At 55.2% G+C, this 18,008-nt stretch carries 21 protein-coding genes; 8 read left to right on the top strand and 13 right to left on the bottom strand.

What is annotated here, in order from left to right; all coding sequences use genetic code 11:
- The first annotated feature begins 30 nt into the window (after positions 1-30).
- From CFI10_RS05595 to CFI10_RS05565, 7 genes are all read left to right on the top strand, one after another.
- The gene (locus CFI10_RS05595; RefSeq protein WP_206840425.1) at positions 31-732 is read left to right on the top strand and encodes a ComF family protein; all 702 of its coding nucleotides are present in this window, start codon (positions 31-33) and stop codon (positions 730-732) included.
- Positions 733-828: 96 nt separating this feature from the next.
- Positions 829-2,460, top strand: coding sequence for a Na/Pi cotransporter family protein (locus tag CFI10_RS05590; RefSeq protein ID WP_206840424.1), 1,632 nt, complete (start codon positions 829-831; stop codon positions 2,458-2,460).
- Between the two features lie 37 nt (positions 2,461-2,497).
- On the top strand, positions 2,498-3,223 hold the full coding sequence (gene tsaA / locus CFI10_RS05585; protein WP_242530126.1) for a tRNA (N6-threonylcarbamoyladenosine(37)-N6)-methyltransferase TrmO: 726 nt from the start codon (positions 2,498-2,500) through the stop codon (positions 3,221-3,223).
- A gap of 57 nt (positions 3,224-3,280) precedes the next feature.
- A complete protein-coding gene (locus tag CFI10_RS05580; RefSeq protein WP_206840421.1) occupies positions 3,281-4,264 on the top strand; it encodes an SLAC1 anion channel family protein in 984 nt (327 codons plus the stop codon).
- 79 nt (positions 4,265-4,343) lie between these two features.
- Positions 4,344-6,272 carry a diguanylate cyclase gene (locus CFI10_RS05575; RefSeq protein ID WP_206840420.1) on the top strand — a complete coding sequence of 643 codons (1,929 nt, stop codon included), beginning with the start codon at positions 4,344-4,346 and terminating at the stop codon, positions 6,270-6,272.
- A gap of 79 nt (positions 6,273-6,351) precedes the next feature.
- The gene (bioA, locus tag CFI10_RS05570; RefSeq protein WP_206840418.1) at positions 6,352-7,647 is read left to right on the top strand and encodes an adenosylmethionine--8-amino-7-oxononanoate transaminase; all 1,296 of its coding nucleotides are present in this window, start codon (positions 6,352-6,354) and stop codon (positions 7,645-7,647) included.
- Between the two features lie 24 nt (positions 7,648-7,671).
- A complete protein-coding gene (locus CFI10_RS05565; protein WP_091825436.1) occupies positions 7,672-8,103 on the top strand; it encodes an acyl-CoA thioesterase in 432 nt (143 codons plus the stop codon).
- 8 nt (positions 8,104-8,111) lie between these two features.
- Here CFI10_RS05565 and dnaB read toward each other — a convergent pair whose 3' ends face one another.
- The 8 genes from dnaB to CFI10_RS05525 form a co-directional block, all read right to left on the bottom strand.
- Positions 8,112-9,494 (bottom strand): replicative DNA helicase, encoded by a 1,383-nt coding sequence (gene dnaB / locus CFI10_RS05560; protein WP_206841960.1) that lies wholly within the window; start codon positions 9,492-9,494, stop codon positions 8,112-8,114.
- Positions 9,495-9,608: 114 nt separating this feature from the next.
- The gene (gene rplI, locus CFI10_RS05555; protein ID WP_091825433.1) at positions 9,609-10,055 is read right to left on the bottom strand and encodes a 50S ribosomal protein L9; all 447 of its coding nucleotides are present in this window, start codon (positions 10,053-10,055) and stop codon (positions 9,609-9,611) included.
- Between the two features lie 127 nt (positions 10,056-10,182).
- A complete protein-coding gene (gene rpsR, locus CFI10_RS05550; protein ID WP_091825431.1) occupies positions 10,183-10,413 on the bottom strand; it encodes a 30S ribosomal protein S18 in 231 nt (76 codons plus the stop codon).
- Between the two features lie 30 nt (positions 10,414-10,443).
- Complete coding sequence (gene rpsF / locus CFI10_RS05545; protein WP_091825429.1) at positions 10,444-10,863, bottom strand: 30S ribosomal protein S6; 420 nt, start codon at positions 10,861-10,863, stop codon at positions 10,444-10,446.
- A 133-nt stretch (positions 10,864-10,996) separates the two neighbouring features.
- Positions 10,997-11,404: an OsmC family protein gene (locus CFI10_RS05540; protein WP_175527626.1), complete on the bottom strand. Its 408-nt coding sequence runs from the start codon at positions 11,402-11,404 to the stop codon at positions 10,997-10,999.
- A gap of 29 nt (positions 11,405-11,433) precedes the next feature.
- The gene (gene trpC / locus CFI10_RS05535; RefSeq protein WP_206840416.1) at positions 11,434-12,252 is read right to left on the bottom strand and encodes an indole-3-glycerol phosphate synthase TrpC; all 819 of its coding nucleotides are present in this window, start codon (positions 12,250-12,252) and stop codon (positions 11,434-11,436) included.
- Positions 12,252-13,292, bottom strand: coding sequence for an anthranilate phosphoribosyltransferase (gene trpD / locus CFI10_RS05530; protein WP_091825421.1), 1,041 nt, complete (start codon positions 13,290-13,292; stop codon positions 12,252-12,254). The genes trpC and trpD overlap by 1 nt, the downstream gene beginning before the upstream one ends.
- Positions 13,293-13,317: 25 nt before the next feature.
- On the bottom strand, positions 13,318-13,899 hold the full coding sequence (locus tag CFI10_RS05525; protein ID WP_206840414.1) for an anthranilate synthase component II: 582 nt from the start codon (positions 13,897-13,899) through the stop codon (positions 13,318-13,320).
- Positions 13,900-14,145: 246 nt separating this feature from the next.
- Here CFI10_RS05525 and CFI10_RS05520 point away from each other — a divergent pair, with 246 nt between their 5' ends.
- Positions 14,146-14,694 carry an HD-GYP domain-containing protein gene (locus tag CFI10_RS05520; protein ID WP_206840411.1) on the top strand — a complete coding sequence of 183 codons (549 nt, stop codon included), beginning with the start codon at positions 14,146-14,148 and terminating at the stop codon, positions 14,692-14,694.
- Positions 14,695-14,723: 29 nt separating this feature from the next.
- On the opposite strand, the gene CFI10_RS05515 is transcribed toward CFI10_RS05520, so the two are convergent.
- The 5 genes from CFI10_RS05515 to CFI10_RS05495 are packed head-to-tail and all read right to left on the bottom strand — an operon-like array spanning position 14,724 to position 17,910.
- Complete coding sequence (locus tag CFI10_RS05515) at positions 14,724-16,067, bottom strand: sensor histidine kinase (RefSeq protein WP_206840408.1); 1,344 nt, start codon at positions 16,065-16,067, stop codon at positions 14,724-14,726.
- Positions 16,064-16,741 carry a response regulator transcription factor gene (locus tag CFI10_RS05510; protein WP_206840406.1) on the bottom strand — a complete coding sequence of 226 codons (678 nt, stop codon included), beginning with the start codon at positions 16,739-16,741 and terminating at the stop codon, positions 16,064-16,066. Before CFI10_RS05510 ends, CFI10_RS05515 begins: the two co-directional genes overlap by 4 nt.
- A 2-nt stretch (positions 16,742-16,743) precedes the next feature.
- Positions 16,744-17,061, bottom strand: coding sequence for a PepSY domain-containing protein (locus tag CFI10_RS05505; RefSeq protein WP_242530124.1), 318 nt, complete (start codon positions 17,059-17,061; stop codon positions 16,744-16,746).
- Between the two features lie 32 nt (positions 17,062-17,093).
- A complete protein-coding gene (locus CFI10_RS05500; RefSeq protein WP_206840404.1) occupies positions 17,094-17,630 on the bottom strand; it encodes a cytochrome b/b6 domain-containing protein in 537 nt (178 codons plus the stop codon).
- A gap of 10 nt (positions 17,631-17,640) precedes the next feature.
- Positions 17,641-17,910, bottom strand: coding sequence for a PepSY domain-containing protein (locus tag CFI10_RS05495; RefSeq protein WP_091825405.1), 270 nt, complete (start codon positions 17,908-17,910; stop codon positions 17,641-17,643).
- Positions 17,911-18,008 lie beyond the last annotated feature (98 nt).

The following is an 18,008-nucleotide window of genomic DNA, read 5'->3' as shown; positions in this document are numbered from 1 at the left end:
TCTTAATTAGACAGAAGGAACTGTCAACCTATGTTTAAATACATAATCAACAGCTGTTTAGATAATATACAGAAGTGCTCGCTTTGCGGTGCGTCAGACCACCGGTTTCACGGCCTGTGCGAAGGCTGCCACGCAGACCTGCCGTGGTTGATACATGCCTGCCCTCGTTGTGCTCTGCCTCTTCCCCGCCACCTGTCCGGCCTGTGCTCACATTGCAGCAATGAACTGCCAGCCTTTGACAAGGTACAGGCCGCTTTCACCTATTCATTCCCACTCAGCCAATTAATTCCGGCGATCAAGTATCACCGCCAGCCTGCGCACCTGGGGTGGCTGGCGGCCACGCTCAGCGATTTTATTCGCCAGCGTCACGAGGGCCGCTGGCCAGATGCATTGATACCGGTCCCAATGCACCCCTTCAGCCAGATATACAGAGGCTACAATCAGGCCGAGCTGCTGGCACAAAGATTGAGCCATCAATTACACATTCCGCTTCAGCTCAGCCTGCGCAAGCATCGTCGAACCCCCAAACAGATGTCGCTCAGTCTTGAAGCCAGGCGCCGTAACCTGCAAGACTCATTTACTGTGCGCTCAACCGCTCCTGAGTACGTTGCACTGATCGACGATGTCATGACCACAGGTACCACCGTATCAACATTGGCGCGACTGCTGCGTGAGCATGGCTGTAAACGGGTCGATGTCTGGGTTCTGGCAAGAACACCCGAGAACCGTTAAAAGCCGATAAGCATAGGATTCGGCTACCGATCCATATCGACGGATGTCCGGGTTTTTGCTAGCTTGAAGCTTATTTTCTGCCTGGATGGAAAGGCGATGACATTTGAAATGCTGGGACAGCTGTTTGGTGGTATCGGTCTTTTTTTGCTGGGCATGCAACTGCTCACCAATGGCCTGAAACAGGCAGCCGGGCGCTCCTTGCGCGCAGCACTTGAAATGGCAACAGGCTCACGACTGCGAGGGCTTGTATCAGGTACACTGATTACTGCACTGGTTCAGTCATCCAGCGCCGTAACCGTCGCGACCCTGGGGTTCGTGAACGCAGGCCTGCTGACACTGACCCAATCGGTTTCGATCATCTATGGCAGTAATATCGGTACCACCATGGTCGGTTGGCTGGTGGCACTGATCGGCTTCAAGTTCAAGATCAGCGCCTTTGCGTTACCCATGATCGGGCTCGGCATGGTGCTGCGCATTACAGGCAACAACAATCGGCTGGGCCATATCGGTACCGCAGTGGCCGGCTTTGGCATCTTTTTTATCGGCCTGGATTTCCTGCGCGAGGCGTTCGACGGCCTGAGTTCTTCGGTTCCCCTTGCCGAGCTGGGTGCAGGCCCGTTGGCACTGGCGCTGTTTGTTTTGGCCGGTATTGTGATGACCTTTCTGATGCAGGCCTCCGCCGCCGTCATTGCGATCGCGTTGTCGCTGGTGTACACGGGCAGCATTTCTCTTGCGGCAGCCGCTGCACTGGTTATCGGCGCCAACGTGGGGACCACAACCACCGCCCTGCTGGCGTCCATTGGCGCCACATCCAATGCCAAGCGAATCTCAGCGGCACATGTCATTTTCAACCTGCTGACAGGGCTGGTCGGTCTGACGCTGCTGATGCTGCTGGGGGGCTTCCTCAACCGGTTGGACCCGGCCCAATTTGATCTGGTTGCGTTACTGGCGATGTTCCACACCTTGTTCAATTTACTGGGGGTACTGCTGATGTGGCCTCTGACCGACCGCATGGTCACGTTTCTGAAGCAACGTTTCCGCACCCAGGAAGAAGATGAAGCAACGCCCCAGTATCTGGACAAAAACATCATCACGACCCCCTCCCTCGCGGTTGAAGCGATTAATATGGAGCTGGCCCGCGTCAGCCGTATCTGCAGTCGAATGGCTCGTGAAGCGATCAGCGCTGAACGCGGCGCTGCCACTCGGCTGCAACAACAGTCCGACAGCGTGAACCTGCTGATCAGCCGTATTGGTGACTTCAACCAAGAGCTGGCACGACAGAACCTGAGTATTGAGATCAGTGAAACGCTGCCAATCTCACTCAGGGTTGCGCGCTACTTCAGTGAAGTCGCACGCCTGTCAGCGCGCCTTCCGGAATACTACCCTGTACTGGAGCAGCTCAAGGACCCCGGTGTGCGCACGAGCGTGCAGGAGTTTCAGCAGGCGGTCATCCATCTCATCGACGCCTGTGAAGTGCGCGAAGATCAGGCCATTCAGGGCTACGAAGCACACCAGATGATGCGCCAGGTACAGCGTGAATATCAGTACCTCAAGGGCAGCCTGCTGAACCAGACCATTTCCAGCCTGCTGAACACGGCTGACTCTGTTGCACTGATGGATGCTCTGAGCCACATTCATCGTCTGGCCGAGCAGGCCGAGAAAGCATCGCGTCACTGGAGCAGTACAACGCCGGTACAGAAACGAGCACCACTGGTTGAGGCGGCCTGATCGGGTATACTGCCGGCTGAATCCTGCGGAGTAGACGATGACCGTCCCACACAGCCACAGCATGACACCGATCGGCTTTATCCACAGCCCGTTTGACCAAAAGTTCGGCATCCCGCGCCAGCCGGGGCTGGCCTCTATTCGCGCCCGAATTGAACTGGTTCCCCCCTATTCAAATCCTGAATCGGTACGCGGGCTGGAGCAGTGCAGCCATATCTGGCTGCTGTTCCTGTTCAGTGCAACCTCAGACCAGGGCTGGAGCCCCACTGTGCGGCCACCTCGACTGGGTGGCAACCAGCGTCTGGGAGTATTTGCCACCCGCTCACCGTTTCGCCCCAACCCCATAGGCCTGTCGCCTGTCCGTCTGTGCAGTATCGAGCAAAGCGGAGATAGGGTCTGGCTGGAAGTGGAAGGGGCAGACCTGCTTGACGGAACTCCCATTCTCGACATCAAACCCTACCTTCCCTACGCCGACAGCCTGCCTGAGGCGGAATTTGCTCTGGCGTCACGCATCGAGCGGTTAACACTTCCTGTGCATTTCAGTCAGTCGGCGCAACAGGCTTGCCAGATTCATGCAGGCCGCCTTGGCCAGCCACTGGCGCGACAGATCACCGAAGTCCTGCTGTGTGACCCGCGCCCGGCTTACAGGAAACAGGATGAGGCAAGAGAATACGGTATCAGCCTGTATGGTCTGAACATTCGCTTTCGTATCACGCGGGACCGGGTCGATGTAAACAGTATCACCCTTCAGACTGATCAGGATTGATCCCGACTGATTACGGCCCTAGAATATTAGAACAAACTAAATAAAGGAGCCGCCGCCATGACCGAGCAGCCCAGCTCAACGCTGTCTGCCCCGCAACGCCTGCAGCACTTCCCCATTGCGTTGATTGCAATGGTAATGGGACTCGGAGGCCTCACGCTAAGCTGGCAGAAAGCAGCCTACACACTGGGGATGTCACCACTTGTCGGACAGATCCTGCTGGTAGTAACTGCCTGTGTATTGCTGATGATTACCAGCATCTACCTGCTCAAAACCGTGCGCTTCAGCTCTGAAGTGATAGATGAGTTCAACCACCCGATCAAAATCAGTTTCTTTCCGGCTTTTTCAATCAGCCTGCTGCTTATCGCCACCGCCACCCTGGAGCTTTCACCGGGTCTCTCACGCTATCTGTGGATCAGCGGTGCCATCATTCATCTGCTGCTGACGCTGCATGTGATGAGCCAGTGGATACACCACTCTCGGTTCAAGGTTCAGCACAGTACGCCTGCCTGGTTTATCCCTGTTGTGGGGAACATCGTCGCGCCGATTGCCGGTGTACAGCACGGCTACACCGAAGCCAGCTGGTTCTTCTTCAGCATCGGTCTGCTTTACTGGCTGGTACTGAAAACACTGATTTTCAACCGGGTGCTGTTTCACGACCCCTTGCCTGAAAAAATGCTGCCAACACTCTTCATCATGATCGCACCGCCTGCGGTTGGCTTTGTCTCCTACCTGCAACTGAATCAGGGAGTGGTCGACAGCTTTGCACGTATTCTCTACTACAGCGCGATGTTCATTACGCTGCTTCTTTTTACCCAGCTGCCGCGTTTTTCACGCATTCGTTTTTTCATCTCCTGGTGGGCCTACAGCTTCCCACTGGCAGCATTTTGCATCGCGACCCAAATCATGTTGATGAAGACAGGCAGTGAGTTTTTTCTGCTGCTCTCCTGGCTTTCACTGATTGTGGTGACATTTGTAGTCTGTCTGCTGCTGCTCAAAACCCTGCGCGCAATTACCAGCGGTGCTCTGTTCCAACCGGACTGAGCCCGGGAAGAGGATGCTTTGTGCCCGTCAGCAACGGGTGCTAAGCTGACTCTAAGCTCTCCTTAATGGATCTTGAGCCATGAAGGGCCGAACTATGCGCAAGGGTCTTTATGTATTACTGCTTTCCGGCCTTTTCCTGCTGACAGTGCTGTTCCTGCATCAGGTCCGCCAGGACAGGGTGCAACAGTATCTGGAGCACGCTTCCACTCTGCTGCAGGCAACCTATGACGCCAGCCTGGAGCGATACGCGCTGGCAATGGATACATTTTATGCGGATCTGACCCGCCAGCCTGAACTGATTCACCTGTTTGATCTCGGCATCAATGCCGATAATCATTCAGAGCGCGCACTGCTGAGAGAAGAGCTGTATCAACGACTACTCCCACACTATCAGGACCTGGTGCGACGCGGCATTTCTCAATGGCAGTTCCACCAGGCAGATGGCACCAGTTTTCTACGTTTCCATGCTCCCGGCGTTCATGGTGACTCTCTGGCCGAAATAAGGCCTTCACTTCGACGCCTGCAGGAGCAGCCCAAGGCCTGCTACGGTTTCGAGGTAGGACGCTTTTTCATTGGTTTCCGCTTCATTCAGCCACTCATGCTCGATGGCCAGATGATCGGCAGCATGGAAACAGCCGTTTCCTTTGCCCGTATCCGCCAGACACTGGCATCCCTTTCGCCACGTCAAACCTTCATCTTCCTGCTTGAGCGCAGTACCGTAGAATCGGTGCTGGTAGGTGGCCCTCAGGATCGGCTGCAACCAGCACTGATCAGCCCGGATTTCCTGCTCCATACTGACAGTCTGAATGATGCCCTGAACCAAGAGCTGCCACTGGAAACTCTGCGTCATTCGCTTGCTGCCCAACCCGGCATCCGCCAGCAGCTCAAGACAGGAAAGCCCTTTGCAACAGCCACTTACCATCAAGGTACCGGCTATGCAGTCGCGTTTATTCCGGTACAAACACTGACCGGAGGACTTGGGGGGTACATCCTGTCTATTCACCCGGCACCGCTCCTGACCGGCCTGCAATGGGAATTTTACACCATGCTGGTGGTCAGCCTGCTGGTCACCCTCCTGCTGGGCTCAATGCTGCTTCATCTTCACCAGCAGCGGCATGCCATTCTGGTACAGAAATACCGGCTGGATGCCATCGGGGCTGCTGTTGGCGAAGGCATCTATGTTCTGGACAGGGAGGGTCGGACTCTATACGTCAACAGGGCTGTCAGCCGATTGACCGGCTATAACGAACAGAAGCTGTATCAGGAAAACCTGCATCAGCTGTTGCATCAACATGAAGAGAATGACCTGTCACTGCAGCAGTGTCCGATTTTCTCAAACGCGATCAAGGGTATTACCTACGAAGGTGATGAGCAGTTCAAAACCCGAACCGGAGAACTTCTGCCGGTTGTCGTGACCAGCCAGCCAATGATTGAACGTGGGCAAATAACCGGGGTTGTTACCGTATTCCGCGATATCAGCGACCGTAAGGAAGCGGAACGCAAACTCAAACTACTGGCCACTACCGACTCCCTGACCGGCTTGAGCAACCGGCGCGCTTTTCTGGAGCGGCTGCATGAAGAGCAACGCCTGAGCCGACGCCTGGGCCACCCCAGCAGCCTGTTAATGATCGACTTCGACCATTTCAAACGGATAAACGACGAATATGGCCACAACACCGGCGACCTGGTATTGCAGCACTTTGCCAGCCTTGCTCGAAGCTGCCTGCGCGAAACTGATTCGATTGGTCGTCTAGGAGGTGAAGAATTTGCCATCCTGCTGCCCGGCACCGGCCTTGAGGGTGCCGTACAGCTGGCAGAACGACTGCGTCACCTGCTTGAGCTGACCCCTACCGAAACGGCGGATGGTCTGATCCCCATGACGCTCTCCATCGGCGTCACCACACTCAATGCCAGTGATACCGGCAGCTCCGAGTTGCTGAGCCGAGCAGATGCAGCTCTGTATCAGGCCAAAAGCGGTGGCCGCAACCGAATTGAAGTGCGCAACTAGTCCTGCGAGAGGTTGCAGCCCGCTGCAAAGACCGCTCTAATGAGCTCCCTCACACCAGTTCCCAGGAGTGGAGATCAGCATGCGCGGCCCTGATACAGAACAGCTTGCCTTTGACAGTCAGCATATCTGGCACCCCTATTCGTCCATGATCAACCCGCCACAGATGTTCCCGGTGGAGTCCGCTTCGGGCGTACGCCTGCGCCTGACAGACGGGCGTGAACTGATCGATGGCATGGCCTCCTGGTGGTCAGTGGTCCATGGTTACAATCATCCGGCTCTGAACCAGGCCGCGCATGAGCAGATCGATCGCATGTCCCATGTGATGTTCGGTGGTCTGACACACTCACCCGCTATTGAGTTGTCACGCAAACTGGTCGAGATGACACCCGAAGGCCTGGAGCGTGTTTTTCTGGCCGATTCCGGCTCGGTTTCCGTCGAAGTCGCGCTGAAAATGGCGATCCAGTACTGGCATGCCCGAGGCAAACCGGAAAAGCACCGCATGATCAGCCTACGCAACGGCTACCATGGCGATACCTTCGGTGCCATGTCGGTGTGCGACCCTGTCAACGGCATGCATGAACTGTTCAGTGGCGTGTTGGCACAGCAGCTGTTTGCCCCTCGCCCGGAGACCCCCTTTGATGGCGGCTTTGCAGCCACCGATATCACAGAGCTCGAACGCCTGCTGGCCCAGCACCATGGTGAGCTGGCAGCACTGATTCTGGAACCCATTGTTCAGGGCGCCGGTGGAATGCGCTTCTACTCCCCCGAATGGCTGCGCCAGGCACGGGCGCTCTGCGACCAGTATGAGGTGCTGCTGATTGCCGACGAGATTGCCACCGGATTTGGTCGCAGCGGCGAGATGTTTGCCTGCAACCATGCCGGCATCAGCCCCGATATCATGTGCCTTGGCAAGGCCCTGACCGGCGGCTACATGACGCTGGCCGCCACGCTGGCCACAGCGGAGATTGCGCATACCATCTCTGCAGGAGGCGCTGGATGCTTCATGCACGGACCCACCTTCATGGCCAACCCGCTGGCCTGCGCCGTGGCACTGGAAAGCCTGAATCAACTCGAACAACAAGACTGGCACTCTCAGGTACAGCGCATTGAATCAGGCCTGAAGCAGGGACTCGAGCCCGCTCGTGCTCTGACCAGCGTAGCCGATGTAAGAGTGCTGGGCGCAATCGGCGTAATCGAGCGTCATGAACCGGTTTCACTGGCCCAGGTGCAGCCCATGTTTGTCGACCGGGGCGTGTGGGTACGCCCATTTGGCAGGCTTGTCTATGTCATGCCAGCCTATATCATGTCAGATGCAGATCTTGCTACCCTCACCGCTGCCATGGTCGCGGTGATGCAGGAACTGGATCGGCTGTAAGCAACTTTCAGGAGAGTGCACGAAATGGCCCGGATCAAACTGGATATGCCGGACAATTACTTGTTCAGCACCGAATTGTGTGTCCGTATCAGCGACATCAACTATGGCGGCCACATGGGCAATGATGCCGTGCTGTCGATGGTACATGAGGCCCGCCTGCGCTTCCTCAAGCATTACCACTACGCCGAGTTTGATGTAGAAGGGGCGGGGATCATCATGACCGACTCTGCCATCGTTTATAAGGCGGAGAGCTTCCATGGTGATCGCGTGCAGGTGGATGTAACGGTGGCCGATTTCAACAAGTACGGCTGCGATCTTTACTATCTGCTGAGCAACAAGGACACGGCGGTAGAGATTGCGCATGCAAAAACCGGCATCGTGTTCTTCGATTACACCGACCGCAAGGTAGTTGCCGTGCCTGAAGGCTTTCGCAACAAGATGCTCAGGGAGTCCTGAGCATCACCCTACTCACCATCATCGTAGTTGTAGTTGATGTGTGAAAGATTCTCGAAACGGGTGTACTGCCCTATAAACGCCAGACGAACCGAACCGATGGGACCGTTACGCTGCTTGCCGATAATGATTTCAGCGGTTCCCTTGTCCGGGCTGTCCTCGTTGTATACCTCATCACGATAGATGAACATGATCACGTCGGCGTCCTGCTCGATAGCGCCGGATTCACGCAGGTCCGAGTTCACCGGACGCTTATTGGGACGCTGTTCAAGGCTTCGGTTCAACTGCGACAGCGCCACCACCGGGCAGCTCATCTCCTTGGCCAGGGCTTTCAAGGATCGGGAAATCTCTGATATCTCCTGGGTACGGCCTTCACTTTTACCCGTTTTAAGGGTCATCAGCTGCAGGTAATCGACCATGATCATGGCAAGATCACCGTGCTCACGCACGATACGTCGTGCACGGGTACGCATCTCGTTGGGACTGATACCGGGCTGGTCATCAATAAACAGCGGCTTGTTCTTGAGCATATTGACCGCAGTCGTCAGCTTGGGCCAGTCATCCTCTTCAAGCTGACCGTTACGTACCTTGGTCTGATTGATACGACCAAGCGATGAAAGCATACGTGTCACCAACTGGTCGGCGGGCATCTCCAGCGAAAACACCAGCACCGGCTTCTCAGTTGCCATCAGAGCATTTTCGACCAGGTTCATGGCGAAAGTGGTTTTACCCATTGAGGGACGCGCTGCCACAATCACCAGGTCCGACTTCTGCAAACCACCGGTACGATCATCCAGGTCATCGAAGCCGGTGGTGACCCCCGTGAGGGAGTCCGCATTGTTGAACAGTTCATCAATCCGGTCCACCGCACGCTTAAGCAGCGGATTTACCCCCTCGGGGCCTCCCTGATTGGGTCGATTTTCCGCAATTTGGAAGATTTTCTGCTCGGCTTCGTTGAGGATTTCATCAGAGGCGCGACCGCCGGGATGAAATGCACTGTCGGCGATCTCGTTGGCTACGCTGATCATCTGACGCAGCAGTGAACGGTCACGCACAATCTCGGAGTAGGCGCGGATATTCGAGGTACTGGGGGTGTTGCGGGCCAGCGTGACCAGATACTCCAGACCACCCGCATTTTCCAGCTCGCCGGTGCGGTCCAGCTCTTCCGACAGAGTGACCACATCGATCGGCCGGCCTTCATCGATCAGCTTCTGCATGGTACGGAAGATCATGCGATGATCGCCGCGGTAGAACTGATCTTCCAGCAGTACTTCCGAGACCGTATCCCAGGCGTTGTTGTCCAGCATCAGGCCGCCCAGAACCGACTGCTCGGCCTCAATCGAATGGGGTGGCTGCTTGATCTGTTCCAGCGCCTCGTCGTTCAGATCTGCCATTTCCACCGGATCACGTCTCCTGAGCTATACAACATCGTCATTTTTGAACATAAAAAAAGCACTGCGCAGTATATACCACGCAGTGCTTTTCCTTAACCGGATTGCAGAGCGAAATTATTCGCCGGCAATAACCAGCTTGATGGTCGCGGTCACTTCAGGGTGTACCTGAATGTCGACGTCGAACTCGCCAACGTGACGGATCGCACCTTCCGGCAGACGTACTTCGCTCTTGTCGGCCTGAACGCCGGCAGAGCTCAGTGCTTCCGCGATATCACGGGTGCCGATGGAACCGAACAGTTTACCCTCGTCACCAGCTTTGGTGACCAGAGACAGTTCCAGTTCGTTCAGCTGTTCGGCGCGAGCCTGGGCCTGAGCCAGCTTGTCAGCAGCGGCTTTTTCCAGTTCGGCACGACGCTCTTCAAACTTGGCGACATTATCAGCGGTAGCCGGTACGGCTTTACCCTGAGGAACCAGGTAGTTACGGCCAAAGCCCGATTTAACGGCGACCTTGTCACCCAAATTACCCAGTTTACCGATATTTTCGAGCAGAATAACTTCCATCTCGTAAAACCTCTTGTTCTGCAAAGGCTGCAGTCTTGAATCCCGGCTGCTGCACGCAACCTCCGGGCAGCAGCATTAAACGAGTCTGGCAGCACTGTGTGCTGCCTACGGCTGTATCAACCGACGCTTAAACGTCGTGGCTGTCGGTGTACGGCAGCAGAGCCAGGTAGCGGGCGCGCTTGATAGCGGTCGCCAGCTGACGCTGATAGCGTGCCTTGGTGCCAGTGATACGGCTCGGAACGATTTTGCCGGTTTCAGTGATGTAGCCTTTCAGGGTATCCAGATCCTTGTAGTCGATCTGTTTTACGCCTTCAGCGGTGAAACGGCAGAACTTGCGACGACGGAAAAAACGTGCCATCTGAACTTCTCCAATAAATAGGGTTAACGATTACTCTTCAGCAGCTTCTTCATCAGAGCTGTCATCGGCAGAACTGTTGTCCTGCTTCTGCTCTGTGCGCTCTTCGCGACGCGGCTTGCGCTCTTCGCGAGACTCTGCTGCCTTGATCGGAGAAACTTCAGTGACCGCTTCATTGCAACGGATCACCATGTTACGCAGCACAGCGTCGTTGTAACGGAACATGCTGGACAGTTCGTCCAGGATGTCCTGAGTCGTTTCAACATTCATCAGCACATAGTGTGCCTTGTGTGCATTGTTGATCGGGTAAGCCAGCTGACGACGGCCCCAGTCTTCCAGACGGTGAATCTGGCCCTGAGCACCTTCGATCAGAGTCTTGTAGCGCTCGATCATCGCCGGAACCTGCTCGCTCTGGTTCGGGTGAACCAGGAATACGATTTCGTAATGACGCATTTTTGCTCCTTACGGTTTCACAGCCTTCAAGTCACCCGCCGAATGCCGGTGGTTGAAAGCAAGGAGTTGAACAAATAAAAAGGACGCAAAATTCTACTTCAGCGCCCTTCAAGAAACAAGTGATAAAACGGGTTTATTCCACGTCCACAATTTCAAAGCTGTGGCTGATTTTCACCCCTCCACGCTCAAGCATCAGCGATGCCGAGCAGTACTGTTCAGCGGACAGGCGAACCGCACGTTCTACCGCAGCAGGTTTCAGCTTGCGGCCACTGACAATGAATTTGACATGAATTTCGGTAAAGACCGAAGGCACTTCGTCCGAGCGCTCGGCACTGATTTCAGCCACGCAAGCGGTCACATCCTGACGCGCCTTGCGCAGAATGCCCACCACATCAACACTGGTACAACCGCCCAGACCGGTCAGCACCAGCTCCATGGGCCGCGGCCCCTGCTGGAGATCCTTGTCGATTACCACTTCAAAACCGGAACCGGTGGTCGCCTTGAAACGATCATCGCCATCCCAGTTAACACTGACATTCATGCTCATACTGCCTGTTTCCTCACAATGCGTTAGTGTGCAGCGCTGAAAAAGCGCGCCAGCTGCTGTCCTGGATCGTCTGCCCGCATGAACGCCTCACCGATCAGGAAAGCGTTGACCTGCCGGGCCTGCATGGCAGCCACGTCATCCGGCGTCAGAATGCCGCTCTCGGTCACGATAATGCGATCTGACGGGATGCGATCGAGCAGCTGGAAGGTGTTTTCAAGACTGACATCAAAGGTGTGCAGATCACGGTTATTAATCCCAACCAGACGGGTGTTGAGCGGCAGAATACGCTCAAGTTCCTCTGCATTATGCACCTCAATCAGCACATCCATGCCAAGCTCATGGGTCAGCGTGGTCAAGTCGGACAACTGCGCATCGGTCAGGGCCGCAACAATCAGCAAAATACAGTCAGCCCCAAGTGTGCGGGCTTCGTAGATCTGATAGGGGTCCACGATAAAATCCTTGCGGATGACCGGCAATGAACAGGCGCTGCGTGCCTGCTGCAGGTATTCGTCCGCCCCCTGAAAGAAGTCTACATCGGTCAGTACCGACAGGCAGCTGGCACCGCCCCGCTCGTACGAAGCGGCAATTTCGGCCGGCTCAAAGGGGTCTCGAATCACGCCCTTTGAAGGGCTGGCCTTTTTGATCTCGGCGATCACTGCAGGCTGACCCGATGACAGCGACGTTGCCAGCGCATCCGCAAACCCGCGCGGATCTGACGCACTGCCTTGCTGATCGGCAATACGCTGTTTCAGGTCTGCAATCGATACCCGTGCACTGCGCTCAGCCACTTCTTCATGCTTGCGAGCGATGATCTTTTTCAGAATTGTGGGTGTATCATTCATTATTCGGTTTTCCCCAGCTGCTGACTGAACGCGGCCAGCTGCTTCATTTTATCCAGTGCTACGCCCGAACGTATGGCTTCCAAAGCCTGCTCGACACCGGCCTGGTGTGTATCCGCCTGCCCGCTAAGATATACGGCTGCGCCAGCATTCAGTGCCACCATGGCAGCGGCCTTTCGTGCCACCGGCTCATCCGAACCACTCAACGCCAGCTGAATCAGGGCCAACGACTCCGAGGGACTGTTCACACTCAGACCGATCAAGCTCTGACTGTCGATGCCCACATCTTCAGGTGACAAGCTGTATTCCGTAATCTTGCCATTTTGCAGCTCCGCAACCTGCGTCTGGGTGGCCAGGCTGATTTCATCCAACCCATCCTTTGCATGCACCACCATAATGTGTTCAGCCCCCAGTTGCTGCATCACTTCCGCCATGGGGCGACAGAGCTTGGGCGTGAATACGCCGATCACGCCGCGGGTCGCGCCAGCCGGGTTGGTCATGGGGCCCAGTATGTTGAACAAAGTCCGCATACCGAGCGCACGGCGGGCACCGATCGCATGCTTCATGGCACCGTGGTAGCCAGGCGCAAACATGAAGCCGATACCAACTTCATCGATACAGCGTGCGACCTCATCGGCGCCCAAATCCAGATTGATACCGGCCTGCTCCAGCAGGTCAGCGCTGCCGCTGCTGGAAGAAACACCACGATTGCCGTGTTTGGCAAGCTTGACACCACAGGCCGCCGCGACAAAGGCACTGGCCGATGACACGTTGAACAGGTTGGCGCCATCGCCACCGGTACCAACAATATCAACCAGGGGGCCTACGGCCGGACGTACCGGTGTGGCCAGGTCACGCATCACCTTGGCAGCCGCGGTAATTTCATCAATCGACTCACCCTTCATCCGCAGGCCAACCAGAAAGCCGGCAATCTGGGACTCACTGCACTGCCCGGTCATTACCTGACGCATGACGTCTTCCATCTCCTCAAAACCGAGGTCGATATGGTCGACAATGCGTGCCAGCGCTTCCTGAATATTCATCCAATGCCTCCTGTTAGTATGCGATTCAACGCCGCTGAATAAAGTTTTCCAGCAGTGCATGTCCCTGTTCAGTCAGAACGGATTCGGGATGAAACTGCACCCCGTACAGTTCAAGCTCTTGATGCCGCAGCGCCATGATTTCGTCAGGCTCGCCATCTGCGGTGGTCGTCCATGCCGTCATTTCAAGACAATCCGGCAGGCTCTCGCGGCGCACAACCAGAGAATGGTAACGCGTCACCTCAAGCGGCTGCTTAATACTCGCAAACAGGCCTTTACCACGATGCTCGATCAAAGATGTTTTGCCATGCATGACCTGACGCGCCCTGACGACCTCAGCCCCGAACGCATGACCAATACACTGATGCCCAAGACAAACCCCCAGAATCGGCAGATGTCCGGCAAAATGACGTATGGCAGCAACCGAAATACCCGCTTCAGCCGGTGTACAAGGACCGGGGGATATCACCATATGGGTGGGCGCAAGGGCTTCAATCTGTTCCAGCGTAATCGCGTTATTGCGATGCACCTGCACTTCCATCCCCAGCTCTTCGAGGTAGCGGACAACATTCCAGGTAAAACTGTCGAAGTTATCGATCATCAGCAGCACTGCTTTTGTAACCCCCTGCTTAACCAATACGTTTTCATAACAGCCGCTGACCTCTATCCGCGTTTGCCATAGCAGACAAAAACGAATTGAACACTTTGAGCAATAATACATTACAGGGATGTAATAGCGAACTGGTACATATCACTGCAACCCGAGCCCCTGCTGATCCCTGGCGCTTTCTATTTACGTGAAAATGGGCCTATAGTGTCTGTATGAAATCACGACGGGCAATGAGAAGGATTATTCATGCCTCATATTACTGCTTTTATACAGCGGGTGGTTGATGCCCGAGACCCTGATATCGCGAGTCATCAAAGTCGGTTGAGGTCCTATGCAGAGGGTTTTGCAAAGCACCTGTCCCTGAATAGGGATGATACCTACACACTGGCCTACGGCGCTGAAATTCATGATATCGGCAAGCTTTCGATCAGCGAATCGATTTTACACAAACCTTCTCGCTTGACTCATGCCGAATATCTGCTTATCCAGCAACATACCCGGCTTGGAGCAGAGCTTATCCAGCCACTGTCACTTGATGACCAGATTGTAGCGATCGTTTTGCATCATCATGAAAATTTTGATGGCAGTGGATACCCGGCCAGGCTATCGGGTGAAAAAATCCCTCTACTGGCCAGAATCGTCCGAATTATCGACTCATACGATGCCATCACTGAAGATCGGCCTTACCATAAGGGTGCCCAACCTGCGGACGCAATTGCCATGATGCATTCGGATTCTCATTGTTATGACCCTGACCTGCTGAGAGAGTTTACGGCGTTCATATCCATTACGTAGAGCGGAAGCGAGTCATGCGCCAAGCCAAATCATGTTGCTCTCAGGCTCACCTTTACCTGCAGCCCTCCGAGTTCTGAAGCGGCAAAAACCAGCTCTCCATCGTAGCTTTCTGCCACCGCGCGACAGATAGACAGACCCAAACCGCTGCCATTGGCCTGCTCATCCAGACGCACACCACGTTCAGACAACCGCAGCAAATCGGCATCATTCACACCCTTACCATCATCTTCGACCAGTATTGACCACAGGTGGATATTATCCTTATCGGGCTGTATGTGAAGTTGTACACGCCGACAGGCATGACGCCAGGCGTTATCCAACAGGTTGCCGAGCAGCTCCAGCATGTCATCACGATCAAAAGGGATCGCCCCGGGCGGCAATTCGGATTTAAAATCGATATCATCTCGGCCGATACGCTGAAGCAGGCGCACCAAATGCGCCACTTCATCTTTTGGCACAAATTGCCTTCCCGGCCCCGGCGCACCGGCAATCCGAGCCCGACGCAGCTCCCGATCAATACGTTGATGCAGCTGCCGATACAGTCGCAGCAACTGTGCACTCTGTTCAGGGTCCGGATGCTGCCGTGCAAGCCACTGCAACTCTTGTAACGGATGCTTGAGCTCATGCGCCAGATTGCCCAGTGCCATCCGTGAGCGACTTGTTTGCTCACCTGAACGTCGCAACAGTTGTGTGATGGTTTCCACCAGGGGCACCACTTCCTGAGGTATCTCGGCCGGAAACTCAACCTCGGCACCAGCCTGCTGTCGCGCGAGGCTCTGGCGCAAAGGCTCAAGACGGGCAAATCCCGAACGCAATACACGCCTTTGCAGGATCAGCAACAAAGGCAGACTCAACAGCAACAGCAGCAGAAGCCCTGCTTCAAATTGACGCTGTTCCTGCTGCAGGTCCGCAATATCTTCAGCTATCCAGAGCGAAAAGCCCTGCCCCTGTTTACTGAACCCCTGTTCTCTGATCAACCACTGCTGATCACCGACCCCGGGCTTGAGCTCACTGTGGCTGACACCCACTGGCATCATTCGAGTTGAGGTTTCCAAATCCCAAAGAGAGCGTGAGCGCAAGGTCATTGTGTCACTTGCAAGTACATAATAGTGCCCCGAGTGGACCCGCTGATACACTTGCGGCAATGTCGTCTCATTCAACTGCCAGCGGCCATCGGCCCCACGCTCCAATGCCGCAATGAGGCTCTCGGCATCATGCTCCAGGCGACTGAGGACAAAATTCTGGGTCAAATGGCTGACACTGATGTGTACCAACATCAGCAGTCCGCTCATGACCAACAACAGCACCAGCAGGAGCTGCCGCCGAATCCGCCACTCAAGCGAGCTACTCGTGGCCACCTGATTTCGACTCATGAGCCGCTCTCAGGCTGACTCGGCATCACATAACCCTGACCACGCCGGGTCAGGATGCAGCGTTTGCCAAAACGCTGACGCAAACGGTTGATATAGACCTCAATCACGTTGCTGTCACGCAGATCTTCCTCTTCGTAGACATGCTCGCTCAGCTCGTTCTTGGACAGCACCCTGTCAGCGTTAAGCATCATGTAACGCAGCAGGCGGAACTCTCGACCGGTCAACGGATGCTCCAGCCCCTTCTGATCACGTACCAGCTGAAGATCATTGTCCAGCTCCAGCCCCGCCACTTGCAGACGACTGCTGGCATGACCGTGATGACGGCGGACCAGCGCCTCAAGACGCGCCAATAACTCTTCGGTGTGGAAAGGTTTGCCCAAGTAATCATCTGCACCGGCCTTGAGCCCATCCACGCGTTCATGCCAGGCGTCACGTGCCGTCAGTACCAGTACCGGCATATCCAGACCTGCGCTGCGCCAGTTTGTGAGCACTTCAAGGCCCGGCCTGCGAGGCAGGCCTAAATCCAGAATAACGGCATCAAAATTTTCCTCCCGCCCAAGAAACTCACCATCCTCGCCATCATGGGCGGTTTCAACGGCAAAACCTGCCTGCTGCAGCCGGGGCTTGAGCTCCGCCGCAAGTCGAACATCATCTTCAACCAGAAGAATTCGCATGCTCAGTCCTCGATCTCTTCCTTGATAACAGCGCCACTGGAGGCATCCAGGTAAAACTCACGTACCACACCATCCTTATCCAGCACCTCAATTTCATAGACCAGGCGCCCATCCTCCTCTTCGAGCTCTACATCAAGAAGATGTCCATTCAATCGTTCTGGATGCAGTAACATCAACTCAGACAAGGGCCGGATCTGTCCGGACAACATCAGGCGACGCGCTTCATTTTGATCAAGATCACGACCGGCCAGGGCTACAGGTGACAGCACTATTGTCAGCCCCATCATGTATGGCAGCAGAATGGCAAACAGGCCTTTCATTGTGTCACCTCCAGCAATTTGTTGAGACCTTATCAACTCACGTCAGCCTCACCCGGCACACGTTTATGTCCCGTGATCATCGATTTAACCAGGCTCTCGCGGTGACGAACACTGGCCAGAACAACACCGGCCACATGCAACCCCGCAAGCATAAGCATCAGATTGGCCAGCAACTCATGGCTCTCTTCGACCCACTCTTCACCCCACAACAGATCCGTGTAAAGCCAGCCGGTGAGTGTCAATAGCCCCATGCCCAGCAGCAGGGCCACAACCATGATACCACCTGCCGGATTATGCCCCAGGTAACGCGCCTCGCGCCCCTTCAACATATCCGACAGATATCCTGCAACAACTTTTGGATCACGCACAAACTGCCGGAATCTGGCATAACGGGGACCGAAAAGCCCCCATATCAACCGGAAAGCGATCAATGTCGCAGCTGTATAGCCTGCTATTTCATGCAGGTCCTGCCATTCATCCGCACTGGCCCAGGCCACTGCAAAGCAGAGCACCAGTGACCAGTGAAACACCCGCACCAGAGGATCCCAGACCTTTACAGTGGCATTCATTATGAGTTCCTCAGTCGTCCAGTTCCATCTTGACCATATCGAAGGTCTTGGGATCGAAGTAAGCCTCTACACGACGCTGCTTCTCGTCATAGCCATAGATTTCATAGCAGCCGTCATCGATCTTGAACTTTTTGATCTCCCATCCCTTGGCTTCAATGGCAGCACGGAAGGCCTCCTCAGTTTGCCATTCATCCTGTGGCACATCACATTTGTCACCAGCCATGGCCACACCGGAGACGGCAGCGGTGGAAAGGATCAGGCTCGCAATCAGCTTTTTCATCAGGTTTCTCCTGTCTGTGTTGGTTTACAGGAGTCACTTTACTCGAGCTGGCTGAAACCAAACTTAAAGCATCGACTTTTTTCTACGGGACTTCTTAA

The sequence above is a fragment of the Marinobacterium iners genome (assembly GCF_017310015.1).
GTDB lineage: Bacteria > Pseudomonadota > Gammaproteobacteria > Pseudomonadales > Balneatricaceae > Marinobacterium > Marinobacterium iners.
The sequence above is the reverse complement of the archived record's forward strand: the minus strand, read 5'-3'. Positions and strand labels throughout refer to the sequence as shown.

What these genes read in the sequence shown, in the direction of transcription:
- CFI10_RS05515 (WP_206840408.1), bottom strand. Translation starts at nt 16,067, where the DNA reads ATGAGTCGAAATCAGGTGGCCACGAGTAGCTCGCTTGAGTGGCGGATT.
- rplI (WP_091825433.1), bottom strand. Translation starts at nt 10,055, where the DNA reads ATGGAAGTTATTCTGCTCGAAAATATCGGTAAACTGGGTAATTTGGGT.
- CFI10_RS05580 (WP_206840421.1), top strand. Translation starts at nt 3,281, where the DNA reads ATGACCGAGCAGCCCAGCTCAACGCTGTCTGCCCCGCAACGCCTGCAG.
- bioA (WP_206840418.1), top strand. Translation starts at nt 6,352, where the DNA reads ATGCGCGGCCCTGATACAGAACAGCTTGCCTTTGACAGTCAGCATATC.
- CFI10_RS05575 (WP_206840420.1), top strand. Translation starts at nt 4,344, where the DNA reads ATGAAGGGCCGAACTATGCGCAAGGGTCTTTATGTATTACTGCTTTCC.
- CFI10_RS05565 (WP_091825436.1), top strand. Translation starts at nt 7,672, where the DNA reads ATGGCCCGGATCAAACTGGATATGCCGGACAATTACTTGTTCAGCACC.
- rpsR (WP_091825431.1), bottom strand. Translation starts at nt 10,413, where the DNA reads ATGGCACGTTTTTTCCGTCGTCGCAAGTTCTGCCGTTTCACCGCTGAA.
- trpD (WP_091825421.1), bottom strand. Translation starts at nt 13,292, where the DNA reads ATGAATATTCAGGAAGCGCTGGCACGCATTGTCGACCATATCGACCTC.
- CFI10_RS05520 (WP_206840411.1), top strand. Translation starts at nt 14,146, where the DNA reads ATGCCTCATATTACTGCTTTTATACAGCGGGTGGTTGATGCCCGAGAC.
- CFI10_RS05540 (WP_175527626.1), bottom strand. Translation starts at nt 11,404, where the DNA reads ATGAATGTCAGTGTTAACTGGGATGGCGATGATCGTTTCAAGGCGACC.
- tsaA (WP_242530126.1), top strand. Translation starts at nt 2,498, where the DNA reads ATGACCGTCCCACACAGCCACAGCATGACACCGATCGGCTTTATCCAC.
- rpsF (WP_091825429.1), bottom strand. Translation starts at nt 10,863, where the DNA reads ATGCGTCATTACGAAATCGTATTCCTGGTTCACCCGAACCAGAGCGAG.
- CFI10_RS05595 (WP_206840425.1), top strand. Translation starts at nt 31, where the DNA reads ATGTTTAAATACATAATCAACAGCTGTTTAGATAATATACAGAAGTGC.
- CFI10_RS05500 (WP_206840404.1), bottom strand. Translation starts at nt 17,630, where the DNA reads ATGAATGCCACTGTAAAGGTCTGGGATCCTCTGGTGCGGGTGTTTCAC.
- CFI10_RS05495 (WP_091825405.1), bottom strand. Translation starts at nt 17,910, where the DNA reads ATGAAAAAGCTGATTGCGAGCCTGATCCTTTCCACCGCTGCCGTCTCC.
- CFI10_RS05590 (WP_206840424.1), top strand. Translation starts at nt 829, where the DNA reads ATGACATTTGAAATGCTGGGACAGCTGTTTGGTGGTATCGGTCTTTTT.
- CFI10_RS05505 (WP_242530124.1), bottom strand. Translation starts at nt 17,061, where the DNA reads ATGAAAGGCCTGTTTGCCATTCTGCTGCCATACATGATGGGGCTGACA.
- trpC (WP_206840416.1), bottom strand. Translation starts at nt 12,252, where the DNA reads ATGAATGATACACCCACAATTCTGAAAAAGATCATCGCTCGCAAGCAT.
- CFI10_RS05510 (WP_206840406.1), bottom strand. Translation starts at nt 16,741, where the DNA reads ATGCGAATTCTTCTGGTTGAAGATGATGTTCGACTTGCGGCGGAGCTC.
- dnaB (WP_206841960.1), bottom strand. Translation starts at nt 9,494, where the DNA reads ATGGCAGATCTGAACGACGAGGCGCTGGAACAGATCAAGCAGCCACCC.